Below are 14,479 nucleotides of genomic sequence, written 5' to 3' on the forward strand. Positions count from 1 at the left end.
GGCGGGAGGGAGCGCAGCATACGGCGTGCGGGAATGGGAAGCCGGAAGCTTTTTTTGTTGCGGGGGGGGGGCGTTTCGGTGACTTTCTTGGTCGTATAAGCTACACTAGAGCCAATTACGGGATGGGTTAGGGGCAGTATGGAGCGCTTGAAGGAGCTGTTCGTCGGCGTGAAGGCGCGCGATGCCGTGTTCATGAGCGGCTATGCGCTGTATTTGGTGTTCGGATACGTGTCGTTCGAGTCTCCGACGATGTTCGTGTCCATGGGCGGCTCGAACCTGCCGGCCCAGTCTTTGTTCCAGGTGGCCACGGTGGGCGCTCGCGTGCTGGTGTACGCATCGATGATCGCCGTCATGCGACGGCGCAGCCGCATCTCCACCCTCGCTTCGGCGTTTCTGTGCGCGGGCGTGGCGGCGGCGGGCTTTCTGGTCACGAGGATGGCGTTCGAGTTCGCCTCGTTCGTGCCATCGGAGGCGCTTCTGCCGTGGCTCATGTTCGGCGGTTTGCTGTACGGGGCGGGCGGCGCGCTGGTCACGCTTCTGTGGGCGCGGTTCTCGGGAACGCTCGATGTGCGTCGCGTCTACTTGTTCGTGCTGTTGAGCAACGCGCTCAGCCTGGTGCTCTACCTGTTCGTCACGCTCTTGCCGACATCGACGATCGCCCCGGCGGGAGCGGTGTTGTTCTTCGCGTCCGTTGCGTTTTGCAAGCGGTGCCTCGACATGCGCAGCCCCATCGAGGAGGAGTGCTCGGTTCCGGTGCTGAAAGGCGCGCTGCTGTCGCTGTGGCGTCCCATCCTGGGGACGGCCATCCTGTCGTTCATGAGCGGTCTGATGATCCAGGTGTCGATCCAGCAGAGCATACCCCTCGCGACGTTCCAGTACACGTCGATCATCACGCAGGGGGCGGTCGTCGTGGTTTTGCTGCTGCCCGCGCTGGTGGCGAAAAGCCAGCCGAGCCTGGGATCGGTGTACAAGGTGGCCCTGCCGCTTTCTGCGGCGGGATTTCTGCTTCTGCCGCTGATCTGGGACGGGGCTGGAGGGCTTGCCAACGCGTGCGCCCAGCTGGGGTCGCTGGTGGCCGGCATCATCTTATGGTGCATGACGGCGAGCGCGGTGCGCGACACGCGGCTTCCCGCAGGGCTTCTGTTCTCGTGCTCGCTTGTGTGCACGAACGGCGCGCAGCTGGCCGGAACGGTGGTGGGGACGCTGAACGCCCACACGTTCAGCGTCGGCGACCTCAAGCTGACGGCGGTGGCGCTGGTGGCGGTGTATCTGGTGGCCATGGTGTCGACGTTTCTGTTCAAGGACAAGGCGTTCTCGGGCGAAGAGGCGGCTCAACCGGTTCCTGCGACGGCCGCGCCCCAGGCTGCGTTGGAGGAGCGGTGTCGGGAGATCGTCGAGGGCTACGGGCTGACGCCGCGCGAGTCCGAGATTCTGAAGTATCTGGGGCAGGGACGGACGGTCCGGTCCATATCAGAGAAGCTCGTGGTGTCGGAGAACACGGTGAAGTACCACGTCAAATCCATTTACCAAAAGCTTGACGTGCATTCTCGCGACGAGGTGGTGGACCTTATCGAGCGTGAGGCATAGGCGCGCCGCAGGGTCGTTGTGAGGGCTGTGCGGTTCTGTGCTGTCCTTGTTCTGCGTTGCCGCTCGGATCGGCCGCTTTCGAGGCGGAAAGCGGCCGATCCGAGCGACCTCTCTGTCAAACCGGGATTGGTATAAGCCGGGTTGCCGAGCGAGGTCCTGCCGGCGCGTCGCAAGGCCCCTTTCCGCCAACGGGCGGGGTCCTCCGAAATGCTGGCAGGGCTTCGCGCGGTACTCGGTGAGCCGACCCGGCCCCTGCCGACCCTGGTTTACATAGGCCGGCCGGCACCGCCCCCTTCCCTTCCTCTCGGGGGCAGGGAGGGGAGCGGCGGAGATGCGGCGTGTGGGCCGCAAGAGGCGCAGCGTGCGGGCTGCAGGAGGCGGAGCGCGGTGGAGGCGTGATGGGTCGTTGGGGCGGGGGCGTCCGCTCGCTGCTGGGAGAGGGTCGTCCGATTGTCTGCGTGAGCGTCGGAGCGGACGGGGCTTTGCTCGTCGTCGGAGGCGGGCGGGGACGTCTGCGTGCCGCCAAGGGCGGGGCGCTCGATTGCCGCGCGTGCCGCCAAGGGCGGGCGGGGCGTCTGCTCGTCGGCCTATGGTTCTTTCCTGGTATCAGTTGACGAAGGGCTGCCTGCGCGTAGTAGGATGGTTGCAATATCGCGAATGCACGAGAGAAGGAGCGTGGAAATGAGTCAGAGCAACGCCGATCGAGCGAAAGAGTACCGAAGCCGTTTGTTTCCCGGGTTCGACTCGCCGCTGGCGGGCACCGATCCCGAGTTCGTCGAGCGCATGGACAGCTTTGCGTTCGGCGAAGTCCCCTACAGCGACGATCTGGACGACCGCACGCGCATGATGGCCATCCTGGCATCGCTTGTGGGCTCTCAGGCGGTCGATATGTTCAAGGCCATGGTGAAAGGCGCGTTCAATTTGGGCGTCACGCCGGTCGAGGTGAAGGAGATCGTCTACCAGGCCACGCCGTACGTGGGCATGGGCCGCATGCTGCCGTTTCTGTACGCGGCGAACGAGCTGTTGGAGCACCGCTTGGTGGAGCTGCCGCTTGAGGGGCAGGCCACCACGACCGAAGAGACGCGCCTTGAGGCCGGCGCGCAGAAGCAGGTGGACATCTTCGGGCCGCAGATGGCCGACTTCCACCAGTCGGGGCCTGAGGAGACGCGCCACATCAACCGTTGGCTGGCCGAGAACTGCTTCGGCGACTACTACACGCGCACGGGCTTGGACGACGCGCAGCGCGAGATGGTCACGTTCTGCCTCCTCATCGCCCAGGGCGGCTGCGAGCTGCAGGCGGTCAGCCATGCCAAGGCGAACATGCGCGTGGGCAACGATCGGGCGTTTTTGATCAAAGTGGTGTCGCAGTGCCTGCCCTACATCGGCTATCCGCGCAGCTTGAACGCTCTGCGCTGCATCGACGAGGCCGCCGAGGCGATGGGGGATGGCGGCGAATAGCACGTGGCGGCTGGTGGCTCCGGCTCTTCCATGGGCCGGAGCCGCCGTTGGCCCAATGCCCGCTTTCGCTCGGAACGCACGTTTGGGGTTGGTCGAGGAGCGCGTTTCGGGCGAAGACGGGCTTTCGCGTGCTGCGGTTTAGGAGGCGCGTGAGGACGTGCGCTCCACCAGGTCGATCAACTCCTGGTGAGAGTGCACGTCGAGCTTCGCGTAGATGTGGCTGACATGGGTTTTCACCGTGTTGTACGACACGGTGAGTTCGTCTTGGATGAATCGGACATTGCGTCCGCGCGCCAGGTACTCGAAGATCTCCTGCTCGCGGTCGGTGAGCCCGGCGGCCGCGCCGATGGCCGCGCACCGGTCGGCGATGGGGGACAGCGGGCTGTCGTCCGCATTTGACGATACGAGCGATGCAAGCGGCTCGACACCTTGGATGGTGTGCGAGAAGCTGAACGATTTCTGCACGAGCACCACGTACGTCACGATGCCGAACACGATGCAGGCCGCTATAAGGGACGTTGTGGTGGCGTCGGCCGCCATCTCGTTCGTGAACCGTCCGAAATTGGCGCCCAGCAGCGTGCCCCAAGACGCCATGGCATTGCCCCAGGCCAGCATCGGCAGCGCGTTCACCGTGTTTTTCGCTCCCAGCGCGATGAGCACGAAGTACATGAGGATCTCGAAGAACCCCGTGCCGCATGATAAGAGCGTGCTGATCAGCGTGCTCTTCGCCGTGGCGATGGACAGCACGAGAAATCCCGCCACCGAACACAGGATGGACAGCTGAAAGAACGCGTCGGGCGAGAAATCCCTGCGGCTGAGCATCACGTATCCCAGCACCAGCGCGAGCGGCACCAACGCGCCGAGCGCTAGCAGCGGCACGCGCTCCACTTCACCGAACGTGAGCGTGTAGCCGTAGATGAAGCGGAACAGCAGAAGCGTGACGAACAGCTGGTGACCGAACGGCAAAAACGACGACGGAGCTGTGACCGCAGCCTGTGCGGGCGAGCCTTCCGCGTACATCTGATTGAGCAGGGGGCGCGCGTACGGCGCGATGACGATCACCGTGACGAGGGGGACAACGCAGAACAAGGTGAGGTTGGCGGCTTCGGGCAGTGTGGCGAACACGCCGCGCAGTGCGTAGGCCAGCACATAGGCGAGCGTGACGCCGATGCCGAGGCGGCGCATGCCGAGGCCGACGCAGCCAATGCCCACGATGATGTTCGCAAGCCCTGCTCCCACGGTGACGAGCGCTGCGCCGCAGACGAGCACGGCAGGCAGCTGTCCGCACATGCTCACGATCACTGTGATCGACCCTACGATCATCGTGGATGTCGCCGCCATGAAAAGCCTGCGGCTTGTGAACGGGCGCGGGTGCCAGTACGACGCGAACGCAAGCGCCGTGAGGGCGAGGCCGCCGACGATGGCGCTGGCTTCGCGTGTTTGCAGATACACATGATCGAACAGGGGAAACGCGCTGTAGTTCAGCAGCCAGTAGCTGACAAACGATCCCATGAGCGCAAACGTGCATGCAAGAAAACGCGCAGGATGGGCAGACGGGGGCGCGTCGTGCGCCCGTGTCCGCGTTCCCGTTCCGCGCGGTATGACGAACGCGGCGGCCATGATGCTGACATCCCCTCCCCGGATCGCATCGTGCGATGACTAGGAGGCTATTCTATCAGGAGCTGTTCGCGCGGGGAGGCGCGGAGGGCAAAATCACCCGACTCGTATGAGGCGTCTCACTCGGGCGGCATGACGATTTTCGAGCGCGTTGCCCGTAAGGTTGAAGGCGACGCGGTCGATGCGCTTGGCCGCTTTGGCGCTGGAGACCAAAGGGATTCGAGCGTCTTGGAGGACTCTGAAGAGTTTGGAAGCGCGCGTTCGAAAGGAAGGGGAGCGTTATGACGAAAGAGGGCAAGGGGCTGAGCCGCCGCACATTTTTGGGATTGGGTGCCGCAGCCGCTGCGCTTGCGGGCGCAGGGTTGGCGGGGTGCGCGCCGCAAGCTGCGCCTTCGAAGGAGGACGAGGCCGCTGCGGCGGCGAACGACTGGCTGGGTGAGGAGCCCGAGATTCCCGAGGACGAGATCGTCGAAACGGTGGACACCGAGGTGCTCGTGTGCGGAGCGGGCACCTCGGGCTTGTTCGCCGCATGCGCGGCTGCCGAGGAGGGCGCGAAGGTCGTCTGCCTTGAGAAGGGTGCCATCGGCGGCGGCGTGCGCGACAACCTCGGCTCGATCAACAGCCGCTTGCAGAGGGAGGCGGGCTGCGAGATCGACGAGAACGAGATATGCAACGATCTCGTGCGTTACGCGAACGGATACTGCAACCCGCGCCTGTACCACTTGTGGGCGCAGAACTCCGGCGAGGCCATCGACTGGTATCAGGATCGTCTGGAGGAGGCTGGCTTCGAGCTGTTCTTCGAGGCTGCGAACAATGCCAAACCTTCGGTCTGCAAGCACTGGGCGACCGGCCATATTCCCAGTTGGCCAGCCGATGCCGAGTTCGCCGGTCTCAAGGACGTGGTGAACGGCAAGATCGTCTTGGGCGACTACGCCGAAAGCGTGGGCGTGGACTTCCGCTTCACCACGCCTCTCGTGAGGTTGCTGCACGAAGACGGCAAGGTGACCGGGGCCATCGCGGAGGGATCTGAGGGCTACGTCAGGATCAACGCCAGCAAGGGCGTCGTGGTGTGCACGGGCGGCTACGCGCGCAACGAGGACATGCTCAAGGCGCTGCAACCCCAGACGCTCGACAAATACTCGCTGTCCATCGCCATCGACGGCACCACGGGCGACGGCATCAAGGCGTGTTTGTGGGCGGGCGCGCACATGGACGAGGTGCATACGGCCATGGTGTTCGACCGCGTTGCCGTGAAGCCCGACGAGTTCGGCGGCTCGCAGACCACGGGCTCGCTGTTCTGGATGGGTTCGAATCCGTGGCTCAAGGTGAACCTCAACGGCGAGCGCTTCGCCAACGAGTCCGGTCCGTACGACTACATCCTGAACGCGGCGCTCACGCAGCCTCACCATACGGTGGTGGACATATGGGATTCGGATTACGAGACGTATTTGGAGCAGTTCGACATCCATGGCTGCGCACGTGTGTATCCCTTCGAGAACGGGGCGCCCACGAACATGACGCTCGAAGCGGTGAAGGGGCTCAACGACGGGCTGCTCGAGCAGGGCTACATCGTGAAGGCCGACACCATTGAGGAGCTGGCGGAGGGGCTGGGTATTCCCGCCGACAACCTCAAGAAGACGGTCGAGCGCCAGAACGAGAACTACGACAACCAGGTGGATCCCGATTTCGGCAAAGAGGCGTTCCGTTTGTCGCCTGTGCGCAAAGCGCCCTTCTACGGAGTGCGCACTTCGGGCTACATGCTGTGCACGCTCGACGGCATCACCATCAACGAGAGTTTCCAAGCCGTCAACGAGGCGGGCGAGGCTATCGAGGGCCTGTACGTGGCCGGTGTGGACTCCGGGTCGTATTACGCGGGCACGTATCCGAACCTGTCCACGGGCAACTGCTGCGGGCGTTCGGTGACGTTTGCGCGCATGATCGGCAAGGCGCTTGCCGCCAAGTAGCTGCGAGGGGGCGGCGTGCGTATCCGGCGTGGGATAGCGCACGCCGCCCTTTGTTGGGCGTTCGTCTCCGGCGCACTGTGCTCGGTGCGGCGTGCCGGCCCTTCTCTCGGGTGAAGACGGACGTTGCGCCGCACCCACCCCAAAAGCACAAGTGCTTTTGGGGTGGGTGCGCAGCGACTACTCCCGCAACGCCATTCGAGTTTTGATGATATGGACGTGCGGGAGGTAAACCGTTCACCAAACGCAAATTTTCCCCGTTTCGTGTCGGATCTGCTGTTAAACCAAGATTGATATAGGCCGGGTCGGCCCGGCGGGCGAGGCCCCGCCGGCATCGCAGAAGGCCCCCGTCCGTCGGGCGGGCGGGGGCCTTCCGAAACCCCGACCAGGGTAAACCCGGTTCAAGGATTGGCAAACATAGGCTCGTGTCAATTCTGGTTTAACAGAGACGCGTCGGATTGGCGTTTTCGGGCTTGGTCGACGCGTGAGCGTGAATGCGGGGGAGGGGCCCCTTCGGGTATTCGCGAGTTCCTTTTTTACGCGGTCTTCCGGTGGGTGTTCGGGGGCGTTTGTGCGCGGGACGATCTCGGCCATCGTTCGCTGAAGTGGCAGCTTTCGGGTTCGGGAGAGTTTCCGACGGGCGTTGCTCTAGGCGCGTTGCTTGCGAACGAGGTGCCCTTGGCGTTTGAGAAGATCTGCCGGCGATGCGCGGGAGCAGCGCGATGCGAAAGAGGCGCGAGTTTGATTTTGCTAGGCAGAACGCAAGCGAGGCCCCTGCGCGCAGGGGCCTCGCCGGACACGTGAAAGCGTGCAGCTTCGGGTTCGAGCGTTAGACGAACGCCACGGGGGCGGCGGCCATCACCACGAGGTAGCGCAGCAGGAAGCCGCCCACCACCACGCCGACGTCCGACAGGGCGCTCACGAGGTGGGCCTTGCGGCTCTCTTCGAATTCCTTGGGACTGACGAACAGAAGCCATGTCTCCAAAGCCGTGGGCAGCACGAGGCCGAACCCTACAAGCCCGAGCCAGAACATCAGCGCGTATTCGCCCGCAACGAGGGACGTCACCGTCTGCCAGCCCGCGTCGGACACGTAGCCGGTCACGAACAGAAGCGAGGCCAGAAGCAGCAGTTCGGCCACCGGCAGGCAGAAATGGAACTTCTTGAGCACGCCCACGCGGTTGAACTCCTCGGCGTGGAATCCCACCGAGGCGAGCAGCACCGAGGCCGCGCCGCTTGAAAACGCCGATACGAGGAACAGGGTGGGTAGAAGCGCGCTATTCCACAGCGAGTAAGGACGGCACACGCCCAGAAGCGCGCCGGTGTACATGGCCACGCACACCGCCAGCGCAAGGCCCGCCACGTTGACCCACTTCGGCACGCTGCGGCCCGCCAGGGTGAGCACGAGCGCCGCCAACGCCGCCAGCATGAACAGCGACAGGAACACCACGCCCCAGGTCATGACCGACAGGGGGTTGGAAAGCAGCAGGGCGAAGCGCAGCGGGTCGTGCAAGCCCGCCTCGGCGTCGAGCATGAGCAGCACAAGCCCGATGCCCACGGCGATAGGGGCGATCAGGTAGCCCGTGCGGCGCATGGAGGTCGCATCGGGATGCCGCCACGAAAGGAAGGCCGACGTGGCGAACGCGCCGGCTCCCAGTCCCGCGAGGAACAGGTACCAGATAATGGGGGCGCCCCATACGGGTTCAAAGGACATGGCTTCATCACCTCACGTAGTAGAACTTGGCATGGGACAGGTTCGGGGCGAGCGGCTGCGCGTTGTGCGCGGCGACGGCCTTGGCCACCTCGGAATCGGGGTCGTCCAAGTCGCCCCAGATGCGCACGTTGGCAGGACAGGCGGTCACGCAGTTGGTGGACGTCTCGTCGCCGCCAGCCACGCAGTAGCGGCACTTGTCGACGATGCCCGTGGCGTGGTCGAGCGTGCGTGCGCCGTAGGGGCACGCCGCCATGCAGTAGCGGCACCCGATGCAGCGGGTCGTGTCCATGTGCACGCCGCCGTCCGCGTCCTGCCACGTGGCCTTGGTGGGGCACACCTGAGCGCAGGGAGCGTCGTCGCACTGCATGCACTGCGTGGGGATCGTTTCGGTGTGCAGGTTGGGGTACTGGCCGGTCTCGCGCTCGTGGAACGTGATGAACGACACGTCGGCTGGCAGCCCGTTTTGGTTCTGGCAAGCGAGGCGGCACGCGTGGCAGCCCACGCACGCCTTCGCGTTGATGAACATTCCGTACGCCGTCATGGGATCACGCACCTTCCTTCTGCAGGGTCACGAGCGTTTCGTTGAGCATGGCCGCACCGGTGCCCGGCTCGTATTGGCAGGGGATGAGGCTTTGCAGGCGAGCGGAGAAGCCCTGGTCCTCGCGGCCGTAGTGGGGCGGCAGGTACACGGCGTCGGGGTGGATCTGCCCGGTCACCCGTGCTGTCGCCACCGTCTCGCCCGTGCCGGAGGTCACCTTGACGCGGTCGCCGTCGGCGATGCCGAGGGGCTCGGCTGTCTGGGGATTCACCCAGAGGCGATCGAGGCCGTTGTCGACGGCGTCTTTCCGCAAGCCCTCGGCGGCCAGCGTGTACGTGCGCACCTGGGTGAACTGGTCGCCCGTGATAAGGCGCAGCTTCCCATCGGAGGGCTGCACGGCGGGCTCCACCCACTCGGGCGTGGCACTGCGCTCGGCGGCGGCGAAGGCGTCGCAGGAGAACTCCACCTTGCCCGATGCCGACATCATGAAGGGCATCGAGCCGTACTGGAGGGTGCAGCCGGGAAGCTCCGCGACGCTCGCGCGCCGCAGCTCGTCGTAGGACACGCCGTAGGCTGCGCAGAGCGCTTCGTTGTAGTCGTCGAGCGTGAACGCGAAGTACTCGCTCAGGCCCAGATGGCCGGCCAGGTCGGTGACGATCTCGTAGATGGCCTTCGCATCGGGCGCCACCGGCTCGATAACCTGGTTGCGCAGCGTCGCCATGGACGTGACCGAGGTGGCGGTGCCCACGATGCCGGGGCGCTCGAGGAAGGTGAGGGCGGGCAGCACGTAGTCCGCGCGCTTCGCGGCGGGGGTGAGCTCGGTGGCGATGACCGCCTTGAACGGGATGGCGTCGAACGCTTCGGCCGTCCCTGCGGCGTCGGGCCAGTCGCTTACGGGGTCGCACTCGCAGAACACCGCAGCTTGCAGCCCCGCGCGCAGGCCGGCCTGGCAGCTTGTGGAGCGCGAGAGCGCGAAATCGCCCTCTCCGGCGGCCGGTGCGGAGGGCTGCCCGGTGGGGATGAACATCGTCTGGTCGAGCGCATCGTCGCCCAACCACGGCGAGGTGGGAAAGATGAGGCCGCCCTCTTGGTTGAAGTTTCCGAGCAGCGCGTTTAAGAGCAGAAGCGCGCGGATCTGCTCGGCGCTGTTGGCGTAGCCCGACCCGAGCGTGCCCGCCCACTGCAGATCGACGTAGCAATGCGGCGCGGCCTCGGCGAGCGCGCGGGCGATCTCCTCGATCTTCTCGGCGGCGATGCCGGTCTTCTCGCTTGCCCACGCGGGGGTGTACTGGGCGATGGCGCGGGCGTAGTCGTCGAACCCGTTGCCGTTCGCTTCGACGAACGCCTGGTCGTGCAGCCCGTTTTCCACGAGGAAGCACGAGACGCCCAAGAGGAACGCCAGCTCGGTTCCTGGCTTGATGGGCACCCATTCGGACGCGAGCGCGCCGAAGGAGCACAGGCGCGGATCGACCACGTACACAGTGCCCCCGTTCTCGCGCGCCTTGATGATCTCCTCGATCTCATGTGGACGGACACCCTCGTAGGATGACTTGTCCAGCAGCACGATGCACCTCGATTTGCCTGCGCTCGGCGCGGGGTAGGCTCCCATGACCGTGGGGATGACGGTGGAGATGTCGATGTCGGCGAGCGCGCTTTCGTCGTAGTAGTTCGCGGAGCCGAAGGCGCTCATGAGGCGCTTGGTGTAGTAGCTGTCGGTGCCGCGGCCGTCTTGGAACCAGCCCGTGCTTTGCGGGCCCGCCTCCTGCATGTGCTGAGCGATGTCGGAAAGCGCCTCGTCCCACGAGACTTCCTGGAAGCCGCCGGAGCCGTCTGCTTTGAGCGGCGTGCGCACGCGGTTCTCGGCGTAGGGCACCTTCACATAGCCCTGCCCGCGTCCGCACAGATAGCCTCCCGTGTGCGGATGCTCTTTCAGACCTTGCGCGCGCACGATGGTGCCGTTCTGCACGTACACGGCCATGCCGCAGAAGTTACCGCATCCCGCGCACAGCGTGGTGATGCGATCCTCTTCGACGTCTGCGCTTCCCCATGACCCTCCTGCGGCAAACGCTTGACCGGATGCGAGCGGTCCTCCCGTTGCGATCGCTCCTCCTGCGGAGGCGAGCATCGCGGCGCCCGCGCTCGCGGCGAGGAACCCCCGTCGCGAAACTGCCGTTTTCACCATACCGATCTCCTCTTCTTGCTCGGTTTCTTCTGGTGGCGGCTCCGGGCGGGTTCGATGCGGAATCCGCCCGAGCCGTGCGCACTGCAGCCGTGCGCGGGTTTCATTGTGAGGCTGCGAGCGGGTTGCTTCGTACCCTCTTCCCCGGTACGAAGCGCGTCTTCTGGGAACTTACCCTGAAAAAGGGTACACTTCCGCGGGCGTGCCAAGGTGTAACATGGGACAAGGGACGGTGATGCCGACGTGGCGTGCGGGCGTGCGGTGCGAGCGGGCGCTGCGCTTGGGGGCGGGCATGTTGACAAATCGTCTTGGCGAGCGTGCGGCGCGTCGTGCGGCCTTGCGGCAATTGGCGCAGCGTGTTGGCCGTTCTTGGGAATGCGCGACACGTTTGCGGTGCCATGGCGGTTGCGGGTGCGGCTGCGCACGCCATGTGGACGTTTCGCGTGAGGCATCTGGCATGGCGCGGACGCATGGGAGGCATCTTCGGCTATTGTCGGTGGTCATGCGAGGCGTGCCGGCGCGAGCGCGACGATGGCGATGCGATGCGCACGGACGTTGATCGCGCTTTCGCGGGATGCGCGTGCGACGTGGCGGTTGCGCGCGGATGCGCGGGTGCGAGGCGCGATGCGGACATGGCCGTCGCGGCATCTGCCCGCAGCACGCGTGCATGGCGTTCGCGGCACGTGAGGCAGTGTGGAGCGCAAGGCTGACGAAGGGGTACGGCCATGATGGATTCAGCATCGACGGTGGGGCACCGATGCGGGAGCGATGCCGCTTCAGGCGTTCGGCAGAATGCCCCATCGGGCAAGGGCGCGTCGCTTTTCCAATCGCGTTCGACGCGAAGATCGGTCAAGCGGGCGGTGCGCTCCTCTCTTCCCGTGATGTTGGGGCTTGCGTTCTCCAACGTGTGCTTCAACGTGGCGTTCAATGAGAGCACGGCCCACTTCGAGGATGCCCTGCGGGGCAACGCGCCCGTGTTCGTGGCGCTTGCGCTGATGGGGCTGTTCATGCTGGTGCTGTTTCGGCGTGCGGAGCCGTTGCGCCCCGAGACGGCGGCTGCGGGTGCCGTGGCGTGCATCGCCGCCCAGATTCTGTCTGCCGCGATGCTGGGATTGCTCGATCCGGTTTATGTCGACACCGATGCGGCGCGCATCCTGGCAACTTCGGTGATGGACGTGGGCGCTTTGGGGGCGCTTGGGTACTGGCTCAGGTGCGCGAGCGGGGCGTCGGCGACGGTGGCGGCGATCGTGGTGTTCGGCGCTGTCATCGTCAGCGCGCCGTTCATCTGCGCGGCGGCGTTCATGCCCTATGGGGCGGTGTACGTCATGTTGGGTTTGCTGGGCATCGCGCAGGCTGCGCTGCTGCTCTGGGCGAAGCGCCGTCCGATTCCAGCCGATGCGTCTGAAGGGGGGAGCGGGACGACGGCTTCGGCAGTCGGGTACTTCGGTTTGGCGCGCATGTTTGCCGACGATAAGCGGCTGCTTGTGGTCACGGCGGTAGGTATTTGGATTCTCGCGTTGGCCAAGGCTGTGATCAGGGTGTTTCCCTTCGGCACGCCCATTCCCTACACGACGTTCACGATTGCGGTGTACTTCGTGCTGAGCGTGGCGGTTGCTTCGGCGTTTCTGTGCGCGACGCTCGACAAGCGCAGCAATGCGATGTCCACCGGCATCTGGCTTATCATGCAGGGATTGGCCGCGTTGGCGCTGGTGCTGTGCGGGTTCTTTCCCGATCGCTTGGACGTAGGGCTTTCGTTCACCTATGTGCTGGATGTTCTGCTTTTGGCGTACACGTGGTACGTGGCGCTCGCGTTCATCGGGCACGGACGACAAGATCCCTACTACTATGTGGCTGGTGGCCTGATCGCGTTTCTGCTGCCTCGCTCGTTGACGAACGTGGTGATGCCGGTGGTTTTCGGCGGCATCGATTCTCCTGCGGCGACGGCGGCTGTTGCGGCGGCGCTTTTGCTGGCGTGCGCTCAATATCTGTTCTTGAGGCTTCCCCGGTTTCCCGTCGTGGCTCGGGGATTGGAGGCGCACGAGAAGCCGATGGGCCGCGCGGTCGAGCGCGTGTTCGGCGTGGAGGAGCCGCCTGACACGTCCATGGCCATGCGCATGGCCATCGCGCGAAGCCATGCGGGGCGCATGCGAGAGCGGTTTTTGCTGTCCGACCGTGAGACGGAGGTGCTGGCGCTGTACCTGCTCGGCTACACGCAGGAGAAGATTGCCGGGGAGCTGTTCTTGTCTCCCGGCACGGTGCACACCTACATCAAGCGCATATACGGCAAAACGAACTTCCACTCGCGCCAGGATGCGCTCGACTACATCGAACGTTACGCCGACTGAAGGGCGTCGGAAGACGCCGAGGGAGAGTGACGGGAGGCATCGGGGGGCGTTGGGAGACGCTGGGGATTTGAGGGGACGGGCTGCGGCTGCTTTTGCGTGCGAGCAGGAGATGATCGCACGATGTCGCCCAAATGCGCCGCCTTGTCCGCCGCGACCGCTTTCGTGTGCGCGCAGGAGATGATCGTTCGTTCGTGGGCGTTGGCGACGGAAAGCTTCGCAGCCTGTTTTGCGGTGCGGGATATCGATGCTACACTGATGGGCTAATCGCGTAGAACAGGATTGCAACACAATGGAAAAAGCGCTTTTCTTGGCGGCGTTCTTCTTCGCCTATACCGTGCAGGCCATCACGGGGTTCGCTGGCAACATCTTCGCCATGCCGGTGGGCACGACGCTTCTGGGGTTGGAGTCCACGGTGGCCGTGCTCAATGCGATGGGGGTCTTCGCATGCGGTTTGCTTGCGGTGACGAACCTGAAGAGCGTGAACTGGCGGGAGCTGGGGAAGATGCTCTCGGTGATGGCGGTGTTCATGTTTGTGGGCATCTGGCTGGACACGGTCATGCCGCTGCACGTGCTGTTGAAGCTGTACGGAGTTGTGCTTGTGGCCATCGGCGCGAAGAACCTGCTGCGTCCGCGGACGGGGTTTCTGCCTGAATGGGCGCTGTGGGTCGTGCTGGCGCTGGCGGGCCTCATCCAGGGCATGTTCGTGTCGGGAGGCGCGCTGCTCGTCATCTACGCGGTGCAGAAGCTGCGCGACCGCCAGCAGTTCCGCATCACGCTTTCTGCCGTATGGACTGTCCTCAACTTCCTCTACGCCGTCATCGCGTTTCGACAGGGGCATTACACGGGGGACGTGCTGCAGGTGGTGGCGCTTTGCATCCCGTTGGCCGTTGTCGCCACGGTTTTGGGTAGCAAGCTGCAGAAACGTATCAGCCAGGAGAGGTTCTTGAAGTTCACGTACGTGCTCATCCTGTGCATCGGCGGATTGCTGCTGGTGACGGGGTAGGGGCGGCGAGGTGAAAGAGCCCGTCTGCTTCCTGCTGCGTGGAGCGGATGGGTTGCGTTCGGGCGGGCGAATCCGGGTCT

The 14,479-nt window shown here is 64.8% G+C and carries 9 protein-coding genes; 5 read left to right on the forward strand and 4 right to left on the reverse strand.

The annotated features are described in order from the left end of the window. Window positions 1–138 precede the first annotated feature (138 nt). Window positions 139–1,587, forward strand: coding sequence for a helix-turn-helix transcriptional regulator (locus tag C2L80_RS04830; RefSeq protein ID WP_103262780.1), 1,449 nt, complete (start codon window positions 139–141; stop codon window positions 1,585–1,587). A 681-nt stretch (window positions 1,588–2,268) separates the two neighbouring features. Further along, window positions 2,269–3,045: a carboxymuconolactone decarboxylase family protein gene (locus C2L80_RS04835; RefSeq protein ID WP_103262781.1), complete on the forward strand. Its 777-nt coding sequence runs from the start codon at window positions 2,269–2,271 to the stop codon at window positions 3,043–3,045. Between the two features lie 138 nt (window positions 3,046–3,183). On the opposite strand, the gene C2L80_RS04840 is transcribed toward C2L80_RS04835, so the two are convergent. Beyond that, window positions 3,184–4,557: a response regulator transcription factor gene (locus tag C2L80_RS04840; RefSeq protein ID WP_239938716.1), complete on the reverse strand. Its 1,374-nt coding sequence runs from the start codon at window positions 4,555–4,557 to the stop codon at window positions 3,184–3,186. 386 nt (window positions 4,558–4,943) lie between these two features. On the opposite strand from C2L80_RS04840, the gene C2L80_RS04845 reads away from it, so the two are divergent. Continuing rightward, window positions 4,944–6,626, forward strand: coding sequence for an FAD-dependent oxidoreductase (locus tag C2L80_RS04845; RefSeq protein ID WP_103262782.1), 1,683 nt, complete (start codon window positions 4,944–4,946; stop codon window positions 6,624–6,626). A gap of 826 nt (window positions 6,627–7,452) precedes the next feature. Here the strand turns inward: C2L80_RS04845 and nrfD are convergent. The 3 genes from nrfD to C2L80_RS04860 are packed head-to-tail and all read right to left on the reverse strand — an operon-like array spanning window position 7,453 to window position 11,054. Continuing rightward, complete coding sequence (nrfD, locus tag C2L80_RS04850; RefSeq protein ID WP_092197509.1) at window positions 7,453–8,334, reverse strand: NrfD/PsrC family molybdoenzyme membrane anchor subunit; 882 nt, start codon at window positions 8,332–8,334, stop codon at window positions 7,453–7,455. A gap of 7 nt (window positions 8,335–8,341) precedes the next feature. Next, window positions 8,342–8,875 (reverse strand): 4Fe-4S dicluster domain-containing protein, encoded by a 534-nt coding sequence (locus C2L80_RS04855; RefSeq protein ID WP_092197511.1) that lies wholly within the window; start codon window positions 8,873–8,875, stop codon window positions 8,342–8,344. A 4-nt stretch (window positions 8,876–8,879) separates the two neighbouring features. Next, complete coding sequence (locus C2L80_RS04860) at window positions 8,880–11,054, reverse strand: molybdopterin-containing oxidoreductase family protein (RefSeq protein WP_103262783.1); 2,175 nt, start codon at window positions 11,052–11,054, stop codon at window positions 8,880–8,882. 722 nt (window positions 11,055–11,776) lie between these two features. Here C2L80_RS04860 and C2L80_RS04870 point away from each other — a divergent pair. Both C2L80_RS04870 and C2L80_RS04875 read left to right on the forward strand, forming a co-directional pair. Beyond that, window positions 11,777–13,396 (forward strand): response regulator transcription factor, encoded by a 1,620-nt coding sequence (locus C2L80_RS04870; RefSeq protein WP_092197515.1) that lies wholly within the window; start codon window positions 11,777–11,779, stop codon window positions 13,394–13,396. A 289-nt stretch (window positions 13,397–13,685) separates the two neighbouring features. Continuing rightward, window positions 13,686–14,399 carry a sulfite exporter TauE/SafE family protein gene (locus C2L80_RS04875; RefSeq protein ID WP_092197517.1) on the forward strand — a complete coding sequence of 238 codons (714 nt, stop codon included), beginning with the start codon at window positions 13,686–13,688 and terminating at the stop codon, window positions 14,397–14,399. The last annotated feature ends 80 nt before the right edge of the window (window positions 14,400–14,479 follow it).

It is taken from the genome of Rubneribacter badeniensis, from assembly GCF_002899695.1.
In the GTDB taxonomy this organism is placed as follows: domain Bacteria; phylum Actinomycetota; class Coriobacteriia; order Coriobacteriales; family Eggerthellaceae; genus Rubneribacter; species Rubneribacter badeniensis.